This is a genomic window from Reyranella sp., from assembly GCF_030651995.1.
Lineage (GTDB): Bacteria > Pseudomonadota > Alphaproteobacteria > Reyranellales > Reyranellaceae > Reyranella.
Genome location: NZ_JAUSBN010000041.1, coordinates 13,505 through 38,361, shown reverse-complemented (window position 1 = coordinate 38,361; position 24,857 = coordinate 13,505). Strand labels below are relative to the sequence as shown.

The following is a 24,857-nucleotide window of genomic DNA, read 5'->3' as shown; positions in this document are numbered from 1 at the left end:
GCCTCCGCTCTACGCCAGGCGATAGAGCTTGGCGGCGTTGTCGCAGATCACCTTGCGGCGGGTTGCTGCCGGCACATGGCCAAGCTCCTTCTTGATGAAGTCGCGCGAATCCGGCCAGATGCCATCGGGATGAGGGTAGTCGGAGCCCCACATGACATTGTCCTCGCCGAGTTCCTCCAGCAGCTTGATTCCGACCAGGTCCGTCTGATAGGTCGCAAAGCACTGGCGACGCCAGTATTCGCTGGGCTTCATCTTGAGCTCGAGATCCTTGAACTGGTCTTCCCATTCGAGGTCCATGTGCTCGAGCACGTAGGGAATCCAGCCCAGGCCGGCCTCGCCGATCACCACCTTGAGATCCGGATAGCGCTCCAATGCGCCGCTGAACATGAGCTGGATCAGCATATAGCTCATATGCATCTGGAAGCCGGTGATGTGCGTTGCAAAGGCGCGGCGCGCGATCTTCGGCGTCATCTTGGTGTAGTCCGGCGAACGGCCACCGATTGTGTGGAAGTGCACAGGAATCTTGGTCTCGTGCGCAATCTGCCAGAGCGGCTCGTAGAACTCGTCATAGAGCGGGATCATGTCGGGCCGATTGGCGACATCGATGCCCCGCACGCCTCGGTCGGCCGCCCGCTTCACCTCGGCTACGGCCGCCTTCATGTCGTGACTCGGCACGTTGGCGAGGCCAATCAGACGGTCCGGATGATGGCTGCAAAAGTCGTGCAGCCAGTCATTGTAGATGCTCAGCATTTCGCATGCGGCCTCGCCATCGTTCAAGCGTCCGCTGGACCCGAGCACGCCGTAAAGCACCTCAGCCTGGACACCGTCGAGATCCTGGTCCTTCAGCCGCAAGTCGGGATCGGTCAGTCGCCGAATGCCCTTCTTGCCGTCTTCATAGAGACCAGTCGCCGCCATACGGTCCGACCGATAGATCTCGCCCGGTACATACTTGCGGCCAGCCGACCCCATGCCGTTGACCAGACCGAACTGCGCGCCGTTCTTGCTGATCCAGCGCGGGCCGTCGGGGCCATCCTCGACGTGAGGCATGCGGTCCTTGAACTTCGCCGAGGCGTTGGCGGTGAACAGGTCCGTCGGCAGCCAGATCAGATCGATATGACCATCGGCCGAAATAACGTCGTACTTCATCGTCCGCTCTCCTTGTCCAATATCAATTCGATGCCTATTCCGCTGCCTGCTTCGAAGGCTGGCGGAACTGCGTCCGGTACCGGTCCCATTCATCCGCACCAGCGAGTTGGAAGGCCTGATGCGGAGTGATGTCCGACGTCGGCATGGGATGGCGACCCTGCTGCTTCAGGTTGGCGAGCGCGATCTCGCAGGCGCCAAGAACCGACCGCGACAGTACGCCCGGCAGGATCGTGAGCTTGTAACCAAGGCCTTCCACGTCGGAGAGCGGCATGTCCGGTGTCTTGCCGCGCCACACCATGTTCAGCATGCATGGTCCCTTGACCAGACGCGGCACCGCCTTCACTTCATCAAGTGTCTGCGGCGCCTCGACGAAGGCCATGTCGGCCCCAGCCTCGATTGCGGCGTTGGCCCGCCGCACCGCTTCCTCAAAGCCAAGCGGCGCCCGCGCATCGGTACGGGCGATCACCATGAAGTTGGGATCGGCTTTGGCGCTTACCGCCGCGCGGATCTTGGCGACATAGTCCTCGATCGGCACGATCGTCTTGTCCTCCAGGTGACCGCACTTCTTGGGAAAGCCCTGGTCCTCGATGTGCAAGCCGGCCACGCCGCGACGTTCGTACTCACGCACGGTGCGGATCGCGTTCAACTCGTTGCCGTAACCGGTGTCGGCGTCGGCGATCACCGGCAACTTCACCGAGGCAGCGATGCGGCCGGCGTTGTCGGCCATCTCGGTCATCGTGAGCAGCCCAAAGTCGGGATAGCCCAAGCTGGCGGCGGTGCCGCCACCGGTCATGTAAATGGCTGAAAAGCCCGCTCGCTCGATAGAGCGCGCAGTGATGCAGTCGTAGGCACCAGGGGCCACGACCATTCCCGCCTTCATTGCGTCGCGAAAAGACTTCGTCACAGTCATTGGGTTGCTCCAGAAACGTGGGTGTCCAACTGGGGTAGCTATTCGGCCGCCTGCTTCGCGGGAGTACGGAACTGGGTTCTGTAACCATCCCACTCGTCGGCGCCGGCACGCTGGAACGCCTGGTGCGGCGTGATATCGAGCTTGGGTGGGGGATGCCGCCCGGTGGCAAGCACCTCCGCGAGGATGCTGTCGCAGATGCCCAGGGCCTCCTGGAACAACATGCCGGGCAGGATGGAGAGCTTGTAGCCCATGCTCTCGGCATCGGGCAGCGCTACATCGGGTGTCTTGCCGCGCCACACCATGTTCAGCATGCACGGTCCCTTGACCAGACGCGGCACCGCCTTCACTTCATCAAGTGTCTGTGGCGCCTCGACGAAGGCCATGTCGGCCCCAGCCTCGATTGCGGCGTTGGCCCGCCGCACCGCTTCCTCAAAGCCAAGCGGCGCCCGCGCATCGGTACGGGCGATCACCATGAAGTCGGGATCGGTCTTGGCGCTTACCGCCGCGCGGATCTTGGCGACATAGTCCTCGAGGGGCACGATGACCTTGTCCTCCAGGTGACCGCACTTCTTGGGAAAGCCCTGGTCCTCGATGTGCAAGCCGGCCACGCCGCGACGTTCGTACTCACGCACGGTGCGGATCGCGTTCAACTCGTTTCCGTAACCGGTGTCGGCGTCGGCGATCACCGGCAACTTCACCGAGGCGGCAATGCGGCCGGCGTTGTCGGCCATCTCGGTCATCGTGAGCAGCCCATAGTCGGGATAGCCCAAGTACGAGGCACTGCCGCCGCCAGTCATGTAGACTGCGGAGAAGCCCGCCCGCTCGATCGCGCGGGAGGTCATGCAGTCATATGCACCGGGGGCCACGATCATCCCCTCCTTCATCGCCTTGCGAAAAGCCGCTGGCCTGCTCATCGTCATCTCTCTTCACCCTTGTTTTAGGTCGCAGATCGACCGCATAGGCGGTCCCGTGACCGGTGATGTAGTCGGTAGCAACGTAAGGCCATCTCGTAGCCAGCAACGAAGTGCAGCCTGCCGGCGTCGCGATCGCATACTCACGTTCGTTCAAGCGGCTCTTGTTGTCTCCGGGTCCATGTTGCGCATGCCCAATGCCGCCGCCTGGCGTGCATCGAAGATGCGCCGCGCTTCGTCGTAGTGATGCCCTTTCATGCCGCCCCGCACGCTGGCGGGCTCCGTCGTGCCGTAGAAGACCTCCCAGCTGTCCGGCAACCGCCGCGAATCGGGGCGCGCCAGCCACAGTCTGTACAAGGTTCGCTTCCGGTCCTCGTCGGGATGGTCCACGAAGCCGGTACGCGAGTGCAGCATGGTCTGATTGCATAGAATCTGGAGATCGCCAGGCTCGAGATTCATGCAGAACATGTTCTCTGGCCGCCGCAGCACGGTATCGAAGTACTCCATCGCCTCGAGCTGCAGAGTGGTGAGCTTGGGCACGCCTTCCAGCTTCTGAGCGTTCAGAATCCGATTGCGGTTCCATTTGCAGAAGACGCGGCCGTCTCTGAGCGTGCAAACGGGCGCGGCGTACCATGGCTCCTCGCCCTCGGACTCCTCGCCATTTCGACTAAACGTATAGTCGGACGTGAGCGCCTCGGCATAGTCAGGACGTTCCGCGAGGACGACATCGTAGGCGGTGGCGGCGCTGGCGCACATGCTCATGCCGCCTTGTGGCGCCTGATTGTAGCAGGACAGCAGCACCACGTCGGACCCGTCGACATGGAAGTCGAGCTCGGCATTGGAATTGTAGCCGCGGCCCGTTGCGCTGCGATAGGAGAAGCCCGCGTTCTTGACCTCGGTGATGTAGTCGCTTGCGCGGTTCTGGGGCCGCGCAACGCCGAAATGCAGACCGATCGCCCACGTCATGAGCCTGAATTCCGCCGGCGTAACGCCGTCGCGCGGAAGGTTCTTGACCAGGGCCATCGCACGACCGTCACGTACCTGGCGGAAGGCAGCGGCCAGGGTTGGCAACGATCGCCGCAGAGCGAAGTCGTCACGCCGCCAGTCGAGGATCGACCCGTCGACCAAGCCGGCGGTTCGCACCGCCGCGCGCACGGCCTCCAAGAGTTCGGCGCTTTCCGGCGGAGACAGCGCATAAATCCAGCTCTTGTCCGCCTGGACTTCGGGGACAGTCCAGGCGGCGGGTGACTTCTCAAGCATCGGGTTCTCCTTACTCGGCCTTCATGCCGAGGCGGGCGATGGCAGCCCCCGCCTCCTTGATGTCACGTTGGAAGCGCGCACTGAATGCAGCCGGCGTGTCGCCGCCTGGCACCGCACCGTGGTCGACCAGCTTCGCCTGGAAATCTGGACGCGCGATCACCTCGGCGATGTCCTTGTAGATCGCTTCGACGACCGCTGGGGGTGTACCCGCAGTGGTGAACAAGCCGTACCAGTTGTTCTCGATTCCCGGGAAGCCTTGTTCGGCGAATGTCGGGGTGTCAGGCAGGGCGGCAATACGTTTTGTGCCGGCAATGCCGAGCGACTTGAGCTTGCCGGCCTTGATCAGCGACAGACCCGACGTGACGCTGGCGATGCCGACATCGACGCGGCCGGCTGCTATGTCTGTGACGAAGGAAGCGGCTCCCTTGTACGGCACGTTCAAGAGCTTGATGCCTGCCTTCTCGAAAATCAGCTCAGCCGCCAAGCGGCTGCCCGGATCCGGACTGGCGAAGGAACGCTTTTCGGGCCCCTCCTTCTCTACCAACTGCTTGAGCCCTCTGAGATCGTTGACCGGGAGGGTCGGCGTCGCAAGCAATGTCGAGACCGGATACGCAACCGCCGTTATCGGAGCAAAGGCTGTCACAGTATCGTAGGGTAACTTGAGGAGATGGGCGTTGATGGCGATGCCAGTGACCGCCAGCACCATCATGTGGCCATCGGGCTCAGCACGAGCCACGAAACCGGCCCCGATCGAACCGCTGCCGCCGGTACGGTTGTCGACAATGACTGTCTGTCCCCACTTTTCGTCGAGGGCCTTGGCCAGCAGGCGAGCCACTGTGTCGGTCCCCCCGCCGGGGCTATAGGGAACTATGATTGTCACTTGCTTGCTTGGACGGAAGGCGGGCTTCTGTTCCGCCGCGGCGGGCGCAACGCCGATGGAGAAAAGCGTAGCCGTCAGCGCGGCGATCCAGGAAAAGGTTTTTTTCACTTTGTTTCCTCCCTAGTTGGTATAGGTATAGTACAACATGCTCACCCGCTCCGGCACAAGCAGCCGAATCAAGTCCATTCCAAACAGCAGAACGCCGGCGGAACGCCTCAAGCTCAATACAAAAGGCGCTCTTCTGCACCATCAGCTCTACGTCTTGTTGAAGGAGCAGATCCTGAGCGGTGGCTATCGCCCCGGTGATCTGCTGCCCACTCAGGATGCCTTATGCCGGCAGTTCTCGATCTCGCGGATCACCGTACGTCGCGCCTTGGCAGATCTCGCAAACGAAGGCCTGGTTCGCATGCGCCAGGGCGTGGGCGCGTTCGTCGCCACCGTAGAGACGAAGCACGGCCCCGACTTCAGCTTCATCGGCGACATGCGTCGCGCGATGAAGGAAACGACGATGCAAATCCTGATTCTTGAAGTACAGAAATGTCCGACCGTGATCGCCCGATCGCTCGGCTTGCCGGAACACCGCGAGGCATTGCACCTCGTGCGCACGCGATCCTATCGCGACCAGCCGGTCACTCTCCTTGACGGCTGGATTCCCCTACAATTCGCAAAGGCCATCACCGCAAAAGCGCTCGAAAAAACATCCCTTCACGAGCTTATCGCCGGCAGCTTCCGGAAGCTCGGACGAGTCGCGCAAGAGGTCAACGCAGCGCTGGCCGATCCAATCGTCGCCCAAGCGCTGAACATCGAGATCAACTCCCCGACCCTCAAGACCAATCGTCTCGTGTACAATGTTGAAGGCCAGCCGGTGCACTATTTGACTTTCTGGACCACGCCTCTTCGCACGCGCCTCGTCATGGAGGTGGCTGCCAGCGACATCGACGGATACAACGTCGGACGGTTGCTCCATGACGTAAATCCGTGACCTTCGAGCGCGCATTCGACAGCCACACCGCCGGCGCCATCGACCACTTCCTCGGGTGCAGTCCTGAAGTTACGCGCGCACTTCCTCGCGCTGGAAGACCACGTAGGCGGCGGCGAAGACCACGATCATGCCGGCGATGAGACCGGTGATCTGCGGCCAGATCAAGAGCAGGCTCTGGTCAAACGGCAGCGGCGCCCCCAGGATCGCGCCGCGCATCTGGGCCGGCAACATCGGCCCCAGGGTCCGCGTCTCCGGGCTCAGCAGGCCGAGTACCGCCTCGCTGAACAGGGTGCCGGGCGACAGGCGCATCAGGCCCATGGCGAGGTCCTGGAGGGCCGCATAGTCCTCGACGCTGCGGATCTCGCCGGGCGCAACGGCCGACACGATTGCCGAGGCGAGCTGCGGCCACAGCAGGAAGAAGAACAGCCAGAGGCCAAGCGCGCACAGCGCCGAGGTCGCGGTCGAGCGGAACAGCACCGAGAACAGCATCGAGATCGCGAGCCAGACTCCGCCATAGGCGATCGCCACGACCAGGAACCCGACGCCGCGCGCCACTTCGACGCCGCGCGGCGGCACGCCCAGCAGCAGCAGGCCGGCGCCGAGCACGATCAGCCACAGCGCCACCAGCACCACGGCGAAGGTCGCGAGGCCTGCCAGGAATTTGCCCATCAGCAGCGCGTCGCGATAGATCGGCTGTGACAGGACGCGACTGAGCGTGCGCCGGTTGAACTCGCTGTTCACCGAATCGAAGCCCAGCCCGATCGCCATCAGGGGGATGATGAAGTTCAGCGCCGCGACGAAGGAGATGCCGACCTGCTCGGGCTCCAGCGTGAAGATGCGCAGGAACAGGAAGGAATTCGGGTCGACGACCGTCCGCAGGGTCTGCAGCGACGAGGCCACCGGGAAGGCGCCGAAGGCGATCACGAAGAGCGTCAGGATGAGCATCCGGACGCTGCTCAGATGATCGGCCAGCTCCTTCATGAAGACCGGGCCAATCCCGGTAAAAGGCGATCCCTGACGGCGTGGAATGCTAGGCGGCACGGCGTGCCCCCTCGAAGTAGCGCGTGTAGACCTCTTCGAGGCTGGGCTGCAGGTCGGCGAGTCGTGTGAGCGCACCGCCCGAGGTCACGATGCGATGCGCAACGGCGGCGCGGACGTCACGATCGGCCACGACCCGCCAGGCGCCTTCGCCTTCGCCTTCGGGCATCACGCTCTGAACGCCCTCGATGCCGCGCAACGTGGCGGCAATATCGATCCCTGCAGCCTCGACGAGAATCGGATGGCCGGCGCCCAGCACCTGGTTGGCCAGTTCGACCACGGTGCCCATCAGCGCGATCCGGCCCTCGTTGAACAGCGCCACCCGGTCGCAGACGCTTTGCACGCGATCGAGCAGGTGCGAGGACAGCAGCACGGCGACGCCTGCCCGCTTCAGTCCGCGGATCATCTCCAGCAGCTCGAAGGTCGAATGCGGATCGAGGCCCGACGTCGGCTCGTCGAGGATCGCGACCTCGGCCCTCTTCATCACGATCTCGGCGATGCCCAGCCGCTGGCGCATGCCGCGCGAGAAGGTCGAGACACGCTTGTCGAGCACCTCGGCCAGGTTCACGCTTTCCATTGCCTCGGCGATGCGCGTCTCGGCCTCTCTGCGCGGGAGGCTGAGCAGACGCGCGGTGTAACGCAGGTTCTCGCGCGCCGTGAGGTGATCGTAGAAGCCGACGGCATCCGGCAGGTAGCCGACGCGGCGCTTGACCTCGAGCGGCTGGCGCACCGGATCGAAGCCCAGCACGTCGACCGAGCCGCCGCTCGTCTCGGTGAGCCCCAGCATCATCAGGATGGTGGTCGTCTTGCCCGCCCCGTTGGGTCCCAGCAGCCCGAAGATCTCGCCGCGCCGAATGCCGAGGTCGATCGCGTCGACGGCGCGATGGCTGCCGTACACTTTGGTCAGTCCGCGGGCCTCGATGACCGTATCGGGCTTGGTGTCGGCCATCGGCGGCGTCTAGCGACGGCCGAAGCGTGCCACGGCGCCCAGCAGCACCAGCAGCGCCACGGCGATGATGCCGATGCCCACGATGCCCCACAGGGTCGAGGTGGTGACGGTGATGCGGAAGTCGGCTGAGGCCTGCTCGCCCCGGGCGGCGGCGCGGAACGAGGCCATGTAGTCGCCGGCGACCGCCTTGTCGGCCGGCGTCACCAGGACCTGGACCTCTTTCTTGTCGTTGGGCGCGATGGAAGCGATCGACATCGGATTGAACTCGATCTTCCAGTTGGCCGGCACGGTGCCCGACAGTTCGACCTCGTCGACCGGCGCGGTGCCGTCGTTGGCCAGGACCAGCGTATAGGTCGAAGTCGCGCCGATCTCGCCCTCGCCGCTCAGCCGGCCGTCCCTGGTCGAGAGAGCGAGCCTGCCCTGCCCGCTCACCTGCAGGATGACCCGCGTTTCGGCGGTAGCCCCCTCGGCCGCGACCCTGACCAGCACCGGATAGTCGCCGGCCCTCACGTCGCGCGGCGGCGTGACCTTGAGCTTGATGTCCTTGGTCTGGCCGGCCTCGATCGGAATCGAGCTGATCTCGTTCGACCCGTAACCCTCGGTGAAGCTGCTCTGGAAATTCGCGGGACCCTGCGCCGCCAGCGCCACGGTCAGGTCTTTTCCCGAATCGTTTCCGACCGTCAGCGTGTATTCGAAGGCAGAGCGCGGTGTGCCGCGCAGCGATGGCAGGCGCGACTTCAGGCTGAGTTTGGCTGGCTCCTCGGTGCCGACGGTGAGCGTCAACGGCAGGCTGGCCTGCTGCCCCAGCTGGCCCTTGGCCATGAGCACGACGGTCTGCGAACCGGGGGGCGCGTTCTTCGGAACCTCGACGCGGAGCTGGACAGTGACGTCCTGGTTGACGCCCGCCATCACCGCGCCGATCGGCTGCCCGCCGCCCAGCAGGTCGATCCTCCAGCCGGCGGGAACGCCGTTCAGCGCCAACGCCAGAGGCTGAGGCAACAACCCCGCATTGTTCACCTTCACGCGGATGGTCGTAACTTCGCCCGCCCGCACGGTCTGCGAGGGATAGTCGGTCAGCAGGAACAGCCCCTTCACCCCCCGTGGATCGCCCTGGGCCTGCGCGCCGGCAAGCGGCAGGACGAGCAGGAGAAGCAAAGCCAGCAACGAGCGCATCGTGGTGTTCCTGCTCTGCCGATCAGGCCGCGGCGCTCGGCCGGGCCTTCATGCGGCCCATCCAGGCCGTCAGGTTCTTGTTCGCCGGGTCGAGCGGCTGCCCGACCTTGCTCAGGAACTCCAGGAAGGTGAACAGCAGGATGTCGGCCATGGTAAGCCTGTCGCCCGTCACGAAGGGCTTCGAGCCCATCTGCTCGTCGAGCCAGACGAGCTTCTTCCTCGCCGCTTCCTTGAGCCCCTCCGCCGCCTCGGGAATGCAATGGATACGATCCTGGAAGATCTTGAGTCCCTGCGAGAAACGGAAGCCATTGGCCGCCGGCTCGAGAATGTTGAGGTCGATGCGGCGCACCCACATGCGGGTGTTCGCGCGCTCCTCCGGCGTGTCGCCGATCAGCGACGGCGTGTCCTTCTTGATCTCATCGATGTACTCGCAGATCGCGGTGATCTCGGCCAGCACCGTGCCGTCGTCGAGCTCGAGCGCCGGACACTGGCCGGCGGGATTGACCTTGAGATAGGGCTCGCGCCGGTTCTCGCCGCCGCGCAGGTCGACCTCGACCCTCGGCACGTCGAAGCCCTTCTCGGCCATGAACATCCGGACCATGTGCGGGTTGGGGCCGACCGAATTGTAAAACTTCATCTTCTTTTCCTCCCTCGGGTGTCCTGAAGCGCTATCAAAGTCAGCGCCACGGCTCCACGAGAATCTTGGTGTGGTTCTCCGGATTGCCGAGTTCGGCGAACGCGCCCTTCACGCCGTCGAGGCCGACCTTGCCGGTGATCAGCGCCTCGGCGTGCACCTCGCCGTCCGCCAGCAGGCGTAGGCAGCGAGCGAACTCTTCGGGCGTGTAGCCCAGCACGAACTGGATCGAGAGTTCCTTCACGATTCCGAACAGCGGCTCGATGCGGTCCGGCTCCATGCAGACGCCGGCCACGACGATGCGCGCGTCGCGCGGCGCGGCCTCAAAGACCTGTTGCAACAGGCCCGGCACACCGACGCATTCGAAGATCACGGCGCGCCGGCCCGGCGGCAGCTTTGCATAGGCCGACTCGTCCCTGGGATCGATCACGATGTCGGCGCCCATTTTCGCCGCCAGCTCGCGTCGCTTGGGCGAGAAATCGGCGGCGACGATCGGGTGGATCCCCTTCAGGCGCAGGCCGACGATGACGGCGAGCCCGACCGGTCCGCAGCCCACGACCAGCGGCGCGTCGTTCTCCTGCAGCGCGGCCTTCTCGACCGCGTGGATGCCGACCGCCAACGGCTCGGTGAGCGCGGCGTGATCGGCCGGCAGGCCGTTGGGCACTTCGAGCAGGAGCGGCGCCGCCAACACCATCCGCTCGCCATAGCCGCCGGGAAAGTCGTTTGAATAGCCCACCGTGCGCATGCCATCCGCCTGCGGGACCACCGGCATCGAGCAGACCAGCGTGCCGGGTTTCAGCTTGCGCTCCGTACCGGGACCATAGTCCAGCACCTCGCCGCAGAACTCATGGCCGAACACGACGTCGCGCGACAGGTCGAGAGGCTGGCGACCGGGAATGCGCTTCGACAGCTCGACCATGTGCGGCGCGTGTTTGGCATAGTGCAGGTCCGAGCCGCAGATGCCGCAGCACAGAGTCCTGACCAGCACCTGCCCTGCCGCCGGCACGGGTTCCGCCACCTCGGCCACGACCATGTCGCCGTCGCGCAGGACCGCCGCCCTCACTTGATGAACTCCCGCGTCGTGGCCACGAAATCGTCCAGCCGGTCGTGCTGGACCCAGTGGCCGGCGCGTTCGAACTCCACGACCTTCGCTGTCTTGAAGTGCTTGATGCGGCCGTCATTCTCTGGGTTGGAGGCCCAGCTTTCCTTGCCGTAGACCAGCAGGGTCGGACAGGCGATGCGCGACCACAGTTCCTCGATCGCCTCGTAACTCATGTCGTACGGCTGATTCACCCGCACATAGTTGTCGAACTTCCAGCTATAGGTGCCGTCCTCGTTCTGATTGACGCCCTGCTCCGTCAGGTGACGCGCCTGTGCGGCGGAGAGATGCTTGTTCTCGCCCTGCATGCGCTTGAAGGCATCCTCGATGGTCGGGTACTTGCGCGGTGCGCGGGCCGACAGCTTGCGCTGCTCGTCGATCCAGTCGGTCATGCGCTCGCTCATCGGCTTGTTGCCGCGCTCGGCAATCACCTTGGGCGACGGCCCGAGACCTTCGATCGCCACCAGCTTGCGCACCTTGTCGGGATGGATGCCGGTGTAGCGCAGGCAGATGTTGCCGCCCAGCGAATGGGCCACGATCGTCACCGGCGCCAGATTCTGCTGATGGATGAGCTGGGCCAGGTCGTAGATGTAGGCCGCCATCGAGTAATTGCCGTCCGGCGACCACTGGCTGTCGCCATGCCCGCGCAGGTCCGGACAGATCACGTGCCAGTCCTTGCACAGAGCCTGTGCAACCCAATCCCAGTTCCGGCAGTGGTCACGGCCGCCATGGACCAGGAGAAGCGGCGGCGCTTCCGGGTTGCCCCAGTCGACATAGTGCAGACGCAGACGCTGGGAAAAAAAGACGCGGGAAGTGGGCCCCGGCATGCCGTTCAGAGAGGGATTCATGCCATCAACATAGAATGGAACGACTTCGCCGGGAACCGTGGCCGTCACCGCCCGGCCGGCTGCATTCCGCCGCCCTTGTGACCAGTGGTTGCCGTGTCTAACATAAGCTCGCATCTTTCGCGCGCAGGGGAGCGAGCGATGGGAATCACGTTCAGAGCACCGCAAATCGGCACCTTGTGCCGCCCGCTCGAAGGCCGGCTCGTCAAATCGGCGAGCATCCGGTTCCGGGTCGACCGCGGCACCGCCCTTGTCTCCGGCAGCTTTTTCGTGTCGGTCTTTCCGCCCATTGCCGACGACAATCCGGGCATTCCCGGCTTGCCGCAGAGCGCTTCCATACCGCTTCAGCGGGTTCAGCGAGACGTGCCGGGCAACGCGCCGGACGACCAGCAAGTCGTGGATGACGAGGCGACTTTCAACCTCGAAGCGGGTCGAACATACCGAACACGAATCGAGTTCGTGCAGGTTGGGCATGAGTTTCCCAACGCCGTCGAAGAGAAGGTAGTCGTCCCGCCCTGCGATTGCTCTCTGGTGGAGAAGCACCTCGATCGAACGACGATCAAGGTCGTGGACCAGAGTGGCACGGACGTGACCGCGGAATGGCACGACGGCCTCTGCATCAATTCGGATAGCGTCACCTTGACGGTCACGCCGCCTCGCGACGTTCCATTCCGCTGGCTCGATCCCGTCAGCGGCGGCACCACGACCACGCTCAAGATCGACTTGCCGGCGGGCACCGCCGCCAACCGCACCACATCCGCGACCTTCGAGGTCGGCTATGCCGGCTGCGCGGAGACCCGCAGGATCGAAGTCGAGCGTTGCGAAACGATTATCGAAGACCAGAAGCAGCCGGGAATATGCTCGGTCGTGGATTGCCGGTGGAGCCTTTCGGTCTGGAAGATCTCTGTCATCGTCGCCTGTCTCGCCTTCTATCTCGGAATGTCTCTGACCGTGTTCCACGGTGCCCGGGCAGGTATCCTCGGCGCGGCCTCCGAAACCGCAACCCAGGCCGCCGCGACCCTCGCGGCGACCGCGACCAGCAGCCAGGGCTCGACATCGGCCCAGGCCGCGCAGGCCGCGGTCCAGGCGGTGAACTTCAAGATCGGCGCGATGTTCGACCTCACCATCGCGATCGCCGGCGTGGTTTGCCTTATCCTCTTCGCCTGCGCGATCGTTCTGGGTGCCCTCACCTGCTGGCTCTGGTGGGCATGCTGCGGCGCCGACTGGTGCCGGATGAATTCCAACCTGGAATGGTCGCTTCAGATCGTGGTGGGCCTGTCCGCGATCCTCGGCATCGTCGTCGCCGCGATCGAGTTCCTGTTCGTGGCCCCGCGCATGGCATCGGAGCCCGGCAGTGCCGCTGCGACGGCGGCGGCGATGGGAGTCTTTCTGGCGCTCATGTGGGGCGTTTTCATCTACTTCCAGAGCCAGGTGCGTGCCGCTCGCCAGCAGGGCGGCTGCCGCGAATTGCGGCTGATCGATCCGCCGTGGGAGGGATGAATGAAAGCTATCGTCGCTGCCCTTTCGAGCCTGACGCTCCCCACATTGTTTGGCCGCCTTGTCCTGTTCAGCCTGCTGCTGGCGATCCTGCTGTTTGTCTTCGGCCCGGCACTGCTGATCATGCTGTTCATCTTGGCCGTGCTTGCGTATGCGGTGTGGTCGATCGCCCAGGACTTCGGGGGAATCGCCGCATTCTTCCGCCTGCTGCGGATGGGCCTTCTCCTCCTGCGCAACATCGACAAGCTGGCCCCGGCGATCCGCCTTGCCGCCGACGGCCTCGACCGGTCGACCACGGCCTTGCGCGAGGCCGCGTCGGCCGTCCGCAAGGTGAACTCGACCGTCGTAACCGCGGGCCATTCGGTGGCTGCTCTGGAGATGCCGGCCTTCAAGCCAGAGACGAAGGATTTCAAGATCCCGACCGGGCCGACGTCATCCCAGACGGTTTCTCTTGTCGTAGGACTTAAGGAATCGCCAGGGCTCCAGCCGCTTGCAGGCATCCGGCAGATCGTCGACCAGGAAACGGCGCGCATCGACCAGGCGACATCAGGCGTGATCGCCGCGTCGAACGAGATAGGCGCCATCGCCGAAACGCTCAGGCGCCTCGCCGACGATCTGCAGGCTCGGCCCTAACCCAAAAACTCTTCCGTTCGCCGACTTATTCCGTCACTGTTTTCTGATGATGAGTCCCGAGCAGAACGAGCTGATGACCCGCGTCGGTCCGGGCACCATGTGCGGCGCCCTGATGCGCCACTACTGGCATCCCGTGGCCCTCGCCGACGAACTGCCCGCAGAGCGGCCGGCCAAGGCGGTGCGCGTATTGGGACAGGATTTCGTGCTGTTCCGCGACGAGCGCGGCCGGCACGGGCTGCTCGACCGCGACTGTCCGCACCGCGGCGCAGACCTCGCCTTCGGTCGCCTCGAGGACGGGGGCCTGCGCTGCCTGTTCCACGGCTGGCTGTTCGATGTCGACGGCAAGTGCCTGGAGACGCCCGCCGAGCCGGAAGGCAGCGTCCTCTGCCAGAGGGTGCGCCAGCGCAGCTATCCGGTCGTGGTGAAGAACGGCATCGTCTTCGCCTATCTCGGTAACGGCGAGGCGCCGGCCTTCCCCGACTTCGACTGTTTCCTCGCGCCCGGCACGCATGCCTTCGCCTTCAAGGGCCTGATCGAATGCAACTGGCTGCAGGCGCTGGAGGTCGGCATCGATCCCGCCCACGCCTCCTACCTGCACCGCTTCTACGAGGACGAGGATACCGGTGCGGCCTACGGCAAGCAGTTCCGCTCAGCCTCCTCCGATTCCGACATCCCGATGACGCGGCTGCTGCGCGAGTTCCCGCGGCCCAGGCTCGACGTCGAGGCCACCGACTACGGCCTGCGCCTGTTCGCGCTGCGCAAGCTCAACGATCAGCACACGCATGTGCGGGTGACCAACCTCGTCTTCCCCTACGCCTTCGTGATCCCGATGAGCGCCGAGATGACGATCACGCAGTGGCACGCGCCGATCGACGATACGAGCTGCTACTGGTACGCGATCTTCACCAGCTTCGGGAAACCGGTCGACCACGCCGCCATGCGCGACCAGCGGCTGAAGCTCTACCAGCTTCCCGACTACCGCCCGCTGATCGGCCGCCACAACGATTACGGCTACAGCGTCGCCGAACAGAAGAACCAGACCTTTACCGGCATGGGCTTCGACATCAACGTGCACGACCAATGGGCCGTCGAGAGCCAGGGCCGCATCCAGGACCGCACGCGCGAGCATCTCGGCACGACCGACAAGGCGATCGTCGCCTACCGCCGCATGCTGCTGTCGGCGATCGGACAGGTCGGCAACGGCGAACGGCCGATCATGTGGCTCGACCCGCAGCGCGCAGCAGCGATCCGCGGTCCCGTGGCGATCGACGGCATGGGGCCGACCGACGGCTGGGAAGCCTACTGGAAGGATGTCGACGTGCGCCGCCGCCGCGCCTCGAGCTGGGCGGCCGACACCGTCCCGCCGCTGGTCGCGTGAACCCATGAGCCTGGTCGAACGCGCGGGCCTGTGGACCGAGGATCGCAAGGCCGCGACGCGCGAGGCCGAGCGCCGCATGAAGGCCGGCGACATGTCGGTCGTGCGGCTGGCCTTCGCCGACCAGCACGGCATCCTGCGCGGCAAGACGCTGATGGCCTCCGAGGTCGATGCGGCGTTGAAGAACGGCGTCGGCTTCACCACCACCATGCTGCTGAAGGACACGTCGCACCGCACGGTGTTCCCCGTCTGGCAGCCGGGCGGCGGGTTCGGCATGAAGGAACTGGAAGGCGCGGCCGACGTGGTGATGCTGCCCGATCCGACCACCTTCCGTGCCCTGCCCTGGGCGCCGCATTCCGGCTGGATGCTGTGCGACATCTACTTCGCCGACGGCCGGCCGATGCCGCTCTGCACGCGCCAGATCATGCGCCGGACGCTGTCGACCCTGGCCGACCGTGGCTACGATTTCGTCGCCGGCCTCGAAGTCGAGTTCCATCTGTTCAAGCTGGAGAAAGCGAAGCTCGGCACCGGAGATGCCGGCCAGCCGGGCGAACCGCCCGAGGTGTCCCTGCTCAACCAGGGCTATCAGTACCTGACCGAGCAGCGCTACGACGAGATGGACCCGATCCTGGAGATCCTGCGCACCAACCTCGTCGATCTCGGCCTGCCGCTGCGCACGCTCGAAGTCGAGTTCGGCCCCAGCCAGGTCGAGTTCACCTTCCGCACCGGCACCGGCCTCGACCCCGCCGACACGATGGTCCTGTTCCGCAGCGCCACCAAGCAGATCGCCCAGCGCAACGGCTTCCATGCGTCCTTCATGTGCCGGCCGAAGATCGCCAACGTGATGTCGAGCGGCTGGCACCTGCATCAGTCGCTGACCGACCGGAAGACGCACGCCAACGCCTTCGCCGATGGCACGGAGCCGTTATCGGCAACCGGCCGCCACTACATGGGCGGCCTGCTCGAACACGCGCGCGCCGCCGCCGCCTTCAGCACGCCGACGCTCAACGGCTACAAGCGCTACCGCCCCTTCTCGCTGGCGCCCGACCGCGCCATCTGGGGCCGCGACAATCGCGGCGTGATGGTCCGGGTTCTGGGCGGGCCGGGCGATCTCGCGACCCATCTCGAAAACCGGGTCGGCGAGCCCGCCGCCAATCCCTACCTCTACATGGCGAGCCAGATCGTCTGCGGTCTCGACGGCCTGGAGCGCGGGCTCGATCCCGGTCCCTCGGCCGACAAGCCCTACGAGACCCGGGCGCCTCTGCTGCCCGGTTCGCTCGGCGAGGCGCTGGCGGCGCTCAAGGAGAACAAGGTCCTGCGCGCGGGACTGGGCGACTTCTTCGTCGACTACTATCTGCGCCTGAAGCAGGCCGAGATCGACCGGTTCGAACTGGAGGTCAGCGACTGGGAGCAGCGCGAATACTTCTCGCTGTTCTGAGCCTCAGCCTTCCTCGCCGATATCCTCGGCCCAGATGTCGGGATACTCGTCCTGGAAGCGCTTCATCAGGCTGACGCAGCGCAGGTCGTTCAGGACGACGACTTCGACGCCATGGGAACGCAGGAAGTCCTCATTGCCACCGAAGGTCTGGTTCTCGCCGATCACCACCCTCGGGATCTTGAACTGCACGATGGTGCCCGAGCACATCATGCAGGGGCTGAGCGTCGTGAACAGGGTCGTGTTGCGATAACTCCGGCGGCGGCCAGCCTGGCGCAGGCAATCCATCTCGCCATGGGCGATGGCATCGCCCTCCTGGACGCGCTTATTGTGACCGCGGCCGACGATGCGGCCGTCCTCGACAAGGATGGACCCGATAGGAATCCCCTTCTCGCTAAACCCCTGCTGCGCCTCGGCCAGCGCCGTCTCGAACAGTTCCAGTTCCGCCGAACTCGCCATGGACTTCTCCGCCTGCGTCCCGCTGCACTCTTTCCGCCCGAGCGGAAAATGGTCTACCCAATGTCTCTCTCAGTTTACGTCAGCCCGCCCACAAGCGTAACGCCGGGATCGGAAAAGATCGCCATGACCGCCATTGCCGTCGTCACAACCGTCGCCAGCCGCAAGGAGGCCCGCGCGCTCGCCCGCGCACTGGTCGAGGCGAAGCTCGCCGCCTGCGCCCAGATCTCGCGGATCGAGAGCATCTACACCTGGAAGGGCGCCCTCGAGACCGGCAAGGAATACCGAGTCCTGTTCAAGACGCTCGACGAGCATTACGCCGCCGTCGAGCGCGCGATCCTCGACCTGCATCCCTACGAGGTGCCGGCGATCCACGCCTTCCCCATGATGCACGTCGCCCCGGCCTATGCGGCCTGGATCGAGGAGAGCGTGGCGGCCTAGCCCTGGCCGCCCTCCAGCATCTTCGTCCAGCGCCTCTGCATCTCCTCCGGGCCGACCACCTCCTTCGGCGCGGCGAGGAACCAGCGATAGCCGAAGGGACACGCGACCATGCCGGAGCGGTCGCCGTAGAACTGGTCCTGTACCGGCCGCACCAAAGTGGCGCCGGCCGCCACGGCACGCTCGACGGCCTTGTCGGCGTCGGGAACGGCAATGTGGAAGGCCACGGGAGACCCGCCGATGGCGCCTGGGCTCCGCGCGCCGAAGTCGGGATACTCGTCGTTCATCATCAACACCGTGTCGCCGATACGGATCTCGGCATGGCCGACCCGGCCCGCCGGCTCGACCAGGCGGAACAGTTCCACCGCCCCGAAGGCCTTAACGTAGAAGTCGATCGCAGCCTGCGCGTCGTGCACCGTCATATGCGCCCGAACGGTCTGGCCCGAAGAGACGGACTTTGCAGCCATGGCACCACCCGTGTTATATTACGTTACGTATCGTAATATTAATAGATGTCCCGTCAACCCTCCTTGGCCCCACCGGTGCGCGGCCGCCCCCGCGATCCGCGCACCCGCGCCGCGATCCTGGTCGCGGCGCGCGATCTGCTGGGGCGCGGCGGCTTGACGGCCGTCACCATCGAAGCGATTGCGCAGAAGGCGGGAGTCAGTCGCCCCACCATCTATCGCTACTGGCCGAACGCGCCGGCCGTCGCGATGGCGGCGTTTCTGGAAACGACCGGGGCCGACGAGGCCGCGAAGTCACCTCGAACGGCTCTCGCAGCCCTGCGCGCCCAGCTCCATGCGCTCGCCGACGCGTTCGCCGCGCCGACCGGACGCAGCGTCGCGGCCATGGTGGCGGCGGCCCAGTCCGAGACCGAACTCGCCAAGGCCTTCCGCAACGAGTTCATCGCCCGTAACCGCGACGCGACGCTCGCGTTGCTGGCGCGCTGCATCGCCGACAAGGCGATCGAAGCGCCAGACGACATGGAGCTCACGCTCGATCTCGTCTTCGGTCCTCTCTTCTACCGCCTGCTGATGGGCCACGCGCCGATCACGCGCGACTTCGTCGATCAGCTTCTCGACATGGTCATTCACCCGCGCGGCTGATGCACCTGAAGCCGACATGGCTGGTCGTCGTGTCGATCTGCTCGGCGTGGCGCGCAGCCGGGCGATAGCGCTTGCAGTAGCTCGGGGCACAGAGATGCGAGCCGCCCTTCAGCACCTTGCGCGGGATGCGCACCGGGTCGCGTGGATCGTAGCTCTGCTCAAGCGTCGCACCGCGCGGATTCTCGGGCACGCAGCAGGCCTTGGCGGCATCCGGCGCGTGCTTGGCGGCATACCAGTCGGTCGTCCATTCCCAGACATTGCCGATCATGTCGTGCACGCCATAGCCGTTGGGCGGGAAGGCGCGCACCGGTGAGGTACGGGCGAAACCGTCCTCCCGTGTGTTCTCGGCGGGAAAGCGCCCCTGCCAGGTATTGGCCATGTGGCGACCGCCCGGCGTCAGCTCGTCGCCCCAGGCGAATTCCGCGCCGTCCAGTCCGCCGCGCGCCGCGAACTCCCATTCCGCTTCGGTCGGCAGTTCCTTGCCGGCCCACTTCGCGTAAGCCTCGGCATCGCGGAAGGCGACCTGCACGACGGGATGATCGTCGAGGCCGCCGATATGGCTGCCCTTGCCGTAGGGCCGCCGCCACGTGGCGCCGAAGGTAAACCTCCACCACTGGCTCCAGTCGGCGAGATCGACCGGCTTCGACGGCGGCGTGAAGACCAGTCCGCCGGCCTTGAGCATGCCGGGACGCGCGCCGGGATAGTCCTTCGGATCGGGATCGATCTCGGCCCAGGTGACATGGCCGGTGGCCTCGACGAACCGGCGGAACTCGCCGTTGGTGACGGGCGTCTGGTCGATCCAGAAGCCGTCGACCGTCACCGTATGGACGGGCTTCTCCTCGGCATAGTGGTGATCCGAGCCCATGCGGCAGGTGCCACCGGGAATCCAGACCATTCCGGGGCGTGGTGAAGTGGCTGCAGCGACGCAAGTCATGGTACCCAGTCCTACACGCGGAACCGGCCGTCCGCTACGCGCGGACGGCCGGCCCCTCTCCCCTGCCTTCTCTGTCGCTAGTTCGCCCCTGGAGTGAGCTTGTTCAGCACGCCTTCGAGGTTGAACGAGCCGGGCTTCTGGCGCGGCGGGAATTCGACCAGCGTCTTGATGAAATCGTTGACGTAGGCCTGCGCCGGCACCAGCAGGTAGACACGGTCGATGCGCCAGCGGCTGTAGCCCATGCCTTCGTGGTCGGCGCGTTCGAACGGATCGGCCTTGAGGTCGAACAGCTTCGGCAAGCGCAGGGTCACCATGGGTTCCTGCCACACATCGAAGCCGTGCTTGCGCTGCTCCATGAAGGCCAGCTTCCACCTGTTGTAGCGCAGGCCGGCCAGGCCGCCATCGTCGGTCCAGTAGAAGAATTCCTTGCGGGCGCTGCCCGTGCCGTTCTTCAGCAGCTCGCGCTGGTCGTAGCCGTCGAGATGTACCTTGAAGGGCTTGCCGTTGAAGCTCGCGCCCTGCATCAGGCGCTGCTTGAGGTTGCCCTCGCCGGCGGCCGCAGTCAGCGTCTGCAGCCAGTCCTCGGCCGAGAAGATCTCGTTGATTTCCGTGCCCGGACGAACCAGGCCGGGCCAGCGCACCATCGCCGGGACGCGATAGCCACCCTCCCAGTTGGTGTTCTTCTCGCCGCGGAATGGCGTCGTGCCGCCATCCGGCCAGCTCATCACCTCGGCGCCGTTGTCGGTGGTGTAGATCACGATCGTGTTCTGCGTGATCCCGAGGTCATCGAGCTTCTTCAGGAGCTGGCCGACCTGGCCGTCATGCTCGACCATGCCGTCGGCCACGACCCCCAGTCCGGTCTTGCCCTCGGACGACGGCTTGAGATGCGTCCAGATGTGCATGCGGGTGGAGTTCACCCAGGCGAAGAACGGCTTCTGATCGCGCTTGGCGCGGTCCATGAAATCGAGCGAAGCGTTGAGGAATTCCTCGTCCACCGTTTCCATCCGCTTCTTGGTCAGCGGGCCGGTATCCTCGCACTTCTGCTTGCCCCACTTTCCGAAGCGTGGATCCTCGCCCGGCGTCTCGGTGGCGGTGGCGACGCATTTCAGGACGCCACGCGGCCCGAACTTCGCCTTGAAGGCCGGATCCTTCGGGTAGTCGACGTTCTCGGGCTCCTCCTCGGCATTGAGGTGATAGAGGTTGCCGAAGAACTCGTCGAAGCCGTGCACCGTCGGCAGGAACTCGTTGCGATCGCCAAGATGGTTCTTGCCGAACTGGCCGGTCATGTAGCCCTGACCCTTGAGCAGGTCGGCGATGGTCGGGTCCTTCTCGGACAGGCCTTCCGGGGCGCCCGGCAGGCCGACCTTCAGCAGGCCGGTGCGGATCGGCGACTGGCCGGTGATGAAGGCCGCGCGACCAGCCGTGCAGGATTGCTGGCCGTAATAGTCGGTGAAGATCGCCCCTTCGCGGGCGATGCGGTCGATGTTGGGCGTCCGGTAGCCCATCATGCCGCGGTTGTAGGCGCTGATGTTCCAGTAGCCGATGTCGTCACCGAAGATGACGAGGATGTTGGGTTTGGCCGGGGCCGGAGCCTGGGCCTGTGCCGGCACCACCCCGCCGGAAAGCCCGACCAGCAGTGCTGCCGCCGGTAACAGGCGCCCAAATCTCTTCCTGATCATGGCATTTCCCCTTCTGGTGATCCGGCGAACTCTCATATCACGTACGATGCAATACAACGCGGGGAACGATACAGTTTTAGAATGAGCCTCGATCTGAAGATCCTGCACTACGCCGTCGTGCTCGCGAGGCATCGGCACTTCGGACAGGCTGCCGCGGTCCTGAAGATCAGCCAGCCGACCCTCAGCCGGAACATCGCAGCCCTCGAGAGACAACTCGGCCTCAGGGTGTTCGAGCGGTCAAATCGCGACGTGGTGGCGACGCCGGCGGGCGAGGAGGTGATCAGGATGGCCGAGGAACTCGTCGCCCGCGCCGAGGTCCTCTCGAATCGCCTGGAACTCGTGCGAGACGGCCGCGGCGGGCGGTTGCGCGTCGTTGCGGGCGCCTACATCGATGACATCGCGGTCCAGCCGGCGGCAATCGAACTCATCAAGGCCAATCCGTCGATTCGTCTCGAAATCCTGGAGCGCGAGTGGACGGCGGCGCTGGCGTCCCTGATGTCCGACCAGGCGGACTTCGCCGTGGCCGACATTCTCGCCTTGCGGGACATGCCGTCGCTCCGCGTCGAGAGTCTGGGCGTGCTCCAGGGCGTCTACTTCTGCCGCTCCGGACATCCGCTTCTGGCGACGTCCGATCCGAAGCCGGACGACCTGCGCAACTACCCGTTCGTGATGCCCGGCATATCCGTGTCGCGCATCGCCTTCATCGCTGACATCGACAGCGGCATGAAGATCGACGAACGTGGCGGCGGAGTCCTGCCCTCGATCGCCGTGTCATCCTTCCGCAGCGCCAGCGACATCGTGGCGGCAACGGACGCGATCAGTCTCGGCCATCCGACACAGATCGCCGAGGGCATTGCCGCCAGCCGCTTCGCGCTGCTGCATCTGCCGTGGCTGAGAAGGCTGCCCTCGGCCGAAATGGGTGTCGCCTGGAAGAGAGAGAGGACCCTGCTGCCGGCGGCCCGCGCCTTCATCAAGCTGATCCGCAGTCACGTACGCACCGCGCAGGCCGCAGAGTCGTCTGCCGCATCACGACGGGGGAAACGACCCGCGAGAGGTGGATGACCTCGGCGCCGTCATCCACGTATGCGGCCGAGAACGGCCTCGGTCTCGCGCACCATCGTCTTGACCAGTTCGCCGGCCGGCATCTCGCGCGCCAGTGTCGGGGCCTGCCCGCTCCACAGCGGCGTGAAGTCGGTGGAGCCCTTGGCCTCGGCCGGCCCGCGCAGCGGCTGGGTCGCCTCCGCGGCCAATGGGAAGGCCGGCGCCTCTGCGCTCATCGGCCCCGCCTCGCTCACAATGCGGTTCACGATGCCGCGCGCGGGACGGCCGGTGAAGACATTGGTGAGGGTCGTGCTGTTGTCGTTGGCCTTCTTGAGCGCCGCGCGATGCAGAGCCGCCGTCTTGGCCTCGGGGGTCAGCATGAACGCCGTGCCGATCTGGGCGCCGGCCGCCCCCAGCGCCAGGGCCGCCGCAATGCCGCGGCCATCACCGATGCCGCCGGCGGCGATCACCGGCACTTTCACTGCATCCACGACCTGGGGTACCAGCGCCATCGTTCCGGCCTGACGCGTGACGTCGTCGACCAGGAACATGCCGCGATGCCCGCCGGCCTCCGCGCCCTGTGCGATGATGGCGTCGACGCCCTCCCTCTCCAGCCAGCGCGCCTCCTCGGCCGTCGTCGCCGAGGCGATGACCAGGATGCTGGCCGCCTTCAGGCGCTGCATCAGCGCTTTGTCGGGCAGGCCAAAGTGGAAGCTGGTGACCCTGGGCTTGAACTCCAGCACCAGATCGCAAGCCGCGGCGTCGAAGGCGGCGCGCGACGGACCCTTGGTCCCGGGAGCCACGCCCAGCTCGCTGTAATAGCCCGCGAGCTTCTTGCGCCAGGCGGCGTCGCGCGCCGCGTCGACCGTCGGCGCCTTGTGCACGAAGAAGTTCACGTTGAACGGCCGCGACGTTCCCTGCTTCACCACCTGGAATTCCTGCCGCAGCCCCTCCAGGCTCAGCATCGCGCCGGCAATGGATCCCAGCGCGCCGGCTTCGGACGCAGCGATCGCCATCTGCGGCGACGTCACGCCCGCCATCGGCGCCTGGAGGATGGGGTGATCGATCCCGAAGAGGTCGAGAAGGCGGCGGTCCTGCCACTGCATGGCTGTTCTCTCCTTGTTGTGCTGCCAGTCTAGGCCAGCGGCAGGCATTCCAATCAGCGATTTATACTAATCGCGCTCATCTGATATTCTGATGGAATGGATGCTAGGGATCTCGCCACGTTCGAAGCCGTCGCCCGCCTCGGTGGCATGGGCCGCGCGGCCCGCGAACTGAACACCGTCCAGTCCAACGTGACGCAGCGCGTGCGGCGACTGGAGGAAGCGCTGGGCGTCTCGCTGTTCGAGCGCAGCCGGGCCGGCGCCCGCCTGACCCCGGCCGGCGAGCGGCTGATGCCCTATGCCACGAGGGTCGAGGCGCTGCTCGGCGAGGCCGGCCGGGCCGCCCGCGACGATGGCGCGCCGCGCGGCACGCTCACCGTCGGCTCATTGGAGACGACGGCCGCGCTGCGACTCTCACCCCTGCTCGCCTCCTACGTGCAGGCCCATCCCGGGGTCGACCTCGTACTGCGGACCGGCACGACGGCGGAGATGGTCGAGCGTGTGCTGGGCCGCGAGCTGGAGGGCGCCTTCGTCTGCGGGCCAGTCGCGCATCCACAGCTCGTCTCGACGCCAGCCTTCAGCGAGGAGCTCGCCCTGCTCAGCGCGCCGACGGAGACGACGCTGGCGGCGGCGCTACGGCGACCCGACCTGCGCCTCGTCATCCTGCGGGCCGGCTGCTCCTACCGCCAGCGGCTGGAGGAGCTTCTGGCGCGGCGCGGAGTCGTCGGTCTGCGGCGGCTGGAGTTCGGCACGCTGGAAGCGATCCTGGGCGCCGTGGCCGCCGGGCTTGGCATCACGCTGATGCCCCGCGCCCTGATCGGCCCCGCCTGGCGGGGTGGACAGGTTCGCGCGCACCGTCTGCCCGCGGCCGAGGCGCGGGTGCAGACCGTCTTCGTGCGCCGCCGGGACATGCTCCCCTCCAGCGCCCTCCTCGCCTTCCAGAAGCACGTGACCAAGAGGCAAACGAAATGATGCGCGGCAGCACCACGATCTTCACCGTCCAGGACGTGGCCGCAAGCCTCGCCTACTACCGCGACTGCGTCGGCTTCGACATCGCCTTCGGATACGGCTCGCCGACCTCCTATGTCGGCCTGTGCTCGGGTGAAGTGTCCCTGCACCTGATCGCGGCGGCGCAGGCGCCGCGTCCGTCCGGCCACGGAGCCGTCAGCATCTACGTCGACGATGTCGACGCGCTTCATGCCGATCTCGTACGCCGCGGGGCAAGAATCCTCAATTCGCCAAAGGACCAGGATTACGGGCTGCGCGACTTCGCCATTGCGGACGCCGATGGCAACATGATCTTCTTCGCCATGGAACTGGGTAAGAGTTGAGC

26 protein-coding genes are annotated in these 24,857 nt (G+C 65.6%); 10 read left to right on the top strand and 16 right to left on the bottom strand.

Annotated elements, in window-relative coordinates; all coding sequences use genetic code 11:
- Positions 1–9 precede the first annotated feature (9 nt).
- From Q7V45_RS12400 to Q7V45_RS12380, 5 genes are all read right to left on the bottom strand, one after another.
- Positions 10–1,146 carry an amidohydrolase family protein gene (locus Q7V45_RS12400; protein WP_304852315.1) on the bottom strand — a complete coding sequence of 379 codons (1,137 nt, stop codon included), beginning with the start codon at positions 1,144–1,146 and terminating at the stop codon, positions 10–12.
- Between the two features lie 34 nt (positions 1,147–1,180).
- Positions 1,181–2,056 carry an oxaloacetate decarboxylase gene (locus Q7V45_RS12395; protein ID WP_304852313.1) on the bottom strand — a complete coding sequence of 292 codons (876 nt, stop codon included), beginning with the start codon at positions 2,054–2,056 and terminating at the stop codon, positions 1,181–1,183.
- 38 nt (positions 2,057–2,094) lie between these two features.
- Entirely contained in the window at positions 2,095–2,970 is an 876-nt protein-coding gene (locus tag Q7V45_RS12390) for an oxaloacetate decarboxylase (protein WP_304852311.1), read from the bottom strand.
- Between the two features lie 150 nt (positions 2,971–3,120).
- On the bottom strand, positions 3,121–4,227 hold the full coding sequence (locus Q7V45_RS12385; RefSeq protein WP_304852309.1) for a TauD/TfdA family dioxygenase: 1,107 nt from the start codon (positions 4,225–4,227) through the stop codon (positions 3,121–3,123).
- Positions 4,228–4,237: 10 nt separating this feature from the next.
- Positions 4,238–5,215 (bottom strand): tripartite tricarboxylate transporter substrate binding protein, encoded by a 978-nt coding sequence (locus tag Q7V45_RS12380; RefSeq protein ID WP_304852306.1) that lies wholly within the window; start codon positions 5,213–5,215, stop codon positions 4,238–4,240.
- A gap of 37 nt (positions 5,216–5,252) precedes the next feature.
- Here Q7V45_RS12380 and Q7V45_RS12375 point away from each other — a divergent pair, with 37 nt between their 5' ends.
- On the top strand, positions 5,253–6,089 hold the full coding sequence (locus Q7V45_RS12375) for a GntR family transcriptional regulator (RefSeq protein WP_304852304.1): 837 nt from the start codon (positions 5,253–5,255) through the stop codon (positions 6,087–6,089).
- A gap of 69 nt (positions 6,090–6,158) precedes the next feature.
- On the opposite strand, the gene Q7V45_RS12370 is transcribed toward Q7V45_RS12375, so the two are convergent.
- From Q7V45_RS12370 to Q7V45_RS12345, 6 genes are read right to left on the bottom strand one after another with little or no spacing between them, the layout of a single operon-like run.
- Positions 6,159–7,070, bottom strand: coding sequence for an ABC transporter permease (locus tag Q7V45_RS12370; RefSeq protein ID WP_304852302.1), 912 nt, complete (start codon positions 7,068–7,070; stop codon positions 6,159–6,161).
- 49 nt (positions 7,071–7,119) lie between these two features.
- Complete coding sequence (locus Q7V45_RS12365) at positions 7,120–8,076, bottom strand: ABC transporter ATP-binding protein (RefSeq protein WP_304852300.1); 957 nt, start codon at positions 8,074–8,076, stop codon at positions 7,120–7,122.
- Between the two features lie 9 nt (positions 8,077–8,085).
- Positions 8,086–9,249: an NEW3 domain-containing protein gene (locus Q7V45_RS12360; protein WP_304852298.1), complete on the bottom strand. Its 1,164-nt coding sequence runs from the start codon at positions 9,247–9,249 to the stop codon at positions 8,086–8,088.
- Positions 9,250–9,271: 22 nt separating this feature from the next.
- A complete protein-coding gene (locus tag Q7V45_RS12355) occupies positions 9,272–9,886 on the bottom strand; it encodes a glutathione S-transferase family protein (protein ID WP_304852296.1) in 615 nt (204 codons plus the stop codon).
- 40 nt (positions 9,887–9,926) lie between these two features.
- Complete coding sequence (locus tag Q7V45_RS12350) at positions 9,927–10,946, bottom strand: zinc-binding dehydrogenase (protein WP_304852293.1); 1,020 nt, start codon at positions 10,944–10,946, stop codon at positions 9,927–9,929.
- Positions 10,943–11,830 (bottom strand): alpha/beta fold hydrolase, encoded by an 888-nt coding sequence (locus tag Q7V45_RS12345; protein ID WP_304852291.1) that lies wholly within the window; start codon positions 11,828–11,830, stop codon positions 10,943–10,945. The genes Q7V45_RS12350 and Q7V45_RS12345 overlap by 4 nt, the downstream gene beginning before the upstream one ends.
- A gap of 84 nt (positions 11,831–11,914) precedes the next feature.
- Here Q7V45_RS12345 and Q7V45_RS12340 point away from each other — a divergent pair, with 84 nt between their 5' ends.
- Genes Q7V45_RS12340 through Q7V45_RS12325 form a run of 4 tightly spaced genes read left to right on the top strand, consistent with a single transcriptional unit; the run spans position 11,915 to position 16,770 of the window.
- Positions 11,915–13,327 carry a hypothetical protein gene (locus Q7V45_RS12340; RefSeq protein ID WP_304852289.1) on the top strand — a complete coding sequence of 471 codons (1,413 nt, stop codon included), beginning with the start codon at positions 11,915–11,917 and terminating at the stop codon, positions 13,325–13,327.
- Entirely contained in the window at positions 13,328–13,957 is a 630-nt protein-coding gene (locus Q7V45_RS12335; protein ID WP_304852287.1) for a hypothetical protein, read from the top strand. It abuts the gene before it with no gap.
- 46 nt (positions 13,958–14,003) lie between these two features.
- Positions 14,004–15,335: an aromatic ring-hydroxylating dioxygenase subunit alpha gene (locus Q7V45_RS12330; protein WP_304852285.1), complete on the top strand. Its 1,332-nt coding sequence runs from the start codon at positions 14,004–14,006 to the stop codon at positions 15,333–15,335.
- A gap of 4 nt (positions 15,336–15,339) precedes the next feature.
- Complete coding sequence (locus Q7V45_RS12325; protein WP_304852282.1) at positions 15,340–16,770, top strand: glutamine synthetase family protein; 1,431 nt, start codon at positions 15,340–15,342, stop codon at positions 16,768–16,770.
- Between the two features lie 3 nt (positions 16,771–16,773).
- On the opposite strand, the gene Q7V45_RS12320 is transcribed toward Q7V45_RS12325, so the two are convergent.
- The gene (locus tag Q7V45_RS12320) at positions 16,774–17,226 is read right to left on the bottom strand and encodes a nucleoside deaminase (protein ID WP_304852280.1); all 453 of its coding nucleotides are present in this window, start codon (positions 17,224–17,226) and stop codon (positions 16,774–16,776) included.
- A 123-nt stretch (positions 17,227–17,349) separates the two neighbouring features.
- On the opposite strand from Q7V45_RS12320, the gene cutA reads away from it, so the two are divergent.
- A complete protein-coding gene (gene cutA, locus Q7V45_RS12315) occupies positions 17,350–17,664 on the top strand; it encodes a divalent-cation tolerance protein CutA (RefSeq protein WP_304852278.1) in 315 nt (104 codons plus the stop codon).
- Here the strand turns inward: cutA and Q7V45_RS12310 are convergent.
- Positions 17,661–18,128, bottom strand: a complete 468-nt coding sequence (locus Q7V45_RS12310; protein WP_304852276.1) for a VOC family protein — start codon at positions 18,126–18,128, stop codon at positions 17,661–17,663. The two genes, cutA and Q7V45_RS12310, sit on opposite strands and share 4 nt — an antisense overlap.
- A gap of 45 nt (positions 18,129–18,173) precedes the next feature.
- Between Q7V45_RS12310 and Q7V45_RS12305 the strand changes: the two genes are divergently transcribed.
- The gene (locus Q7V45_RS12305; protein ID WP_304852273.1) at positions 18,174–18,767 is read left to right on the top strand and encodes a TetR/AcrR family transcriptional regulator; all 594 of its coding nucleotides are present in this window, start codon (positions 18,174–18,176) and stop codon (positions 18,765–18,767) included.
- Here the strand turns inward: Q7V45_RS12305 and Q7V45_RS12300 are convergent.
- On the bottom strand, positions 18,748–19,662 hold the full coding sequence (locus Q7V45_RS12300) for a formylglycine-generating enzyme family protein (protein WP_370692594.1): 915 nt from the start codon (positions 19,660–19,662) through the stop codon (positions 18,748–18,750). The genes Q7V45_RS12305 and Q7V45_RS12300 overlap by 20 nt on opposite strands.
- Before the next feature lie 116 nt (positions 19,663–19,778).
- Positions 19,779–21,380 carry an arylsulfatase gene (locus Q7V45_RS12295; protein ID WP_304852269.1) on the bottom strand — a complete coding sequence of 534 codons (1,602 nt, stop codon included), beginning with the start codon at positions 21,378–21,380 and terminating at the stop codon, positions 19,779–19,781.
- A gap of 81 nt (positions 21,381–21,461) precedes the next feature.
- On the opposite strand from Q7V45_RS12295, the gene Q7V45_RS12290 reads away from it, so the two are divergent.
- On the top strand, positions 21,462–22,442 hold the full coding sequence (locus Q7V45_RS12290) for a LysR family transcriptional regulator (protein WP_304852267.1): 981 nt from the start codon (positions 21,462–21,464) through the stop codon (positions 22,440–22,442).
- A gap of 11 nt (positions 22,443–22,453) precedes the next feature.
- On the opposite strand, the gene Q7V45_RS12285 is transcribed toward Q7V45_RS12290, so the two are convergent.
- Complete coding sequence (locus Q7V45_RS12285; protein ID WP_304852265.1) at positions 22,454–23,527, bottom strand: nitronate monooxygenase family protein; 1,074 nt, start codon at positions 23,525–23,527, stop codon at positions 22,454–22,456.
- 96 nt (positions 23,528–23,623) lie between these two features.
- Here Q7V45_RS12285 and Q7V45_RS12280 point away from each other — a divergent pair, with 96 nt between their 5' ends.
- On the top strand, positions 23,624–24,496 hold the full coding sequence (locus tag Q7V45_RS12280; protein WP_304852263.1) for a LysR family transcriptional regulator: 873 nt from the start codon (positions 23,624–23,626) through the stop codon (positions 24,494–24,496).
- Entirely contained in the window at positions 24,493–24,855 is a 363-nt protein-coding gene (locus tag Q7V45_RS12275) for a VOC family protein (RefSeq protein WP_304852261.1), read from the top strand. Before Q7V45_RS12280 ends, Q7V45_RS12275 begins: the two co-directional genes overlap by 4 nt.
- The last annotated feature ends 2 nt before the right edge of the window (positions 24,856–24,857 follow it).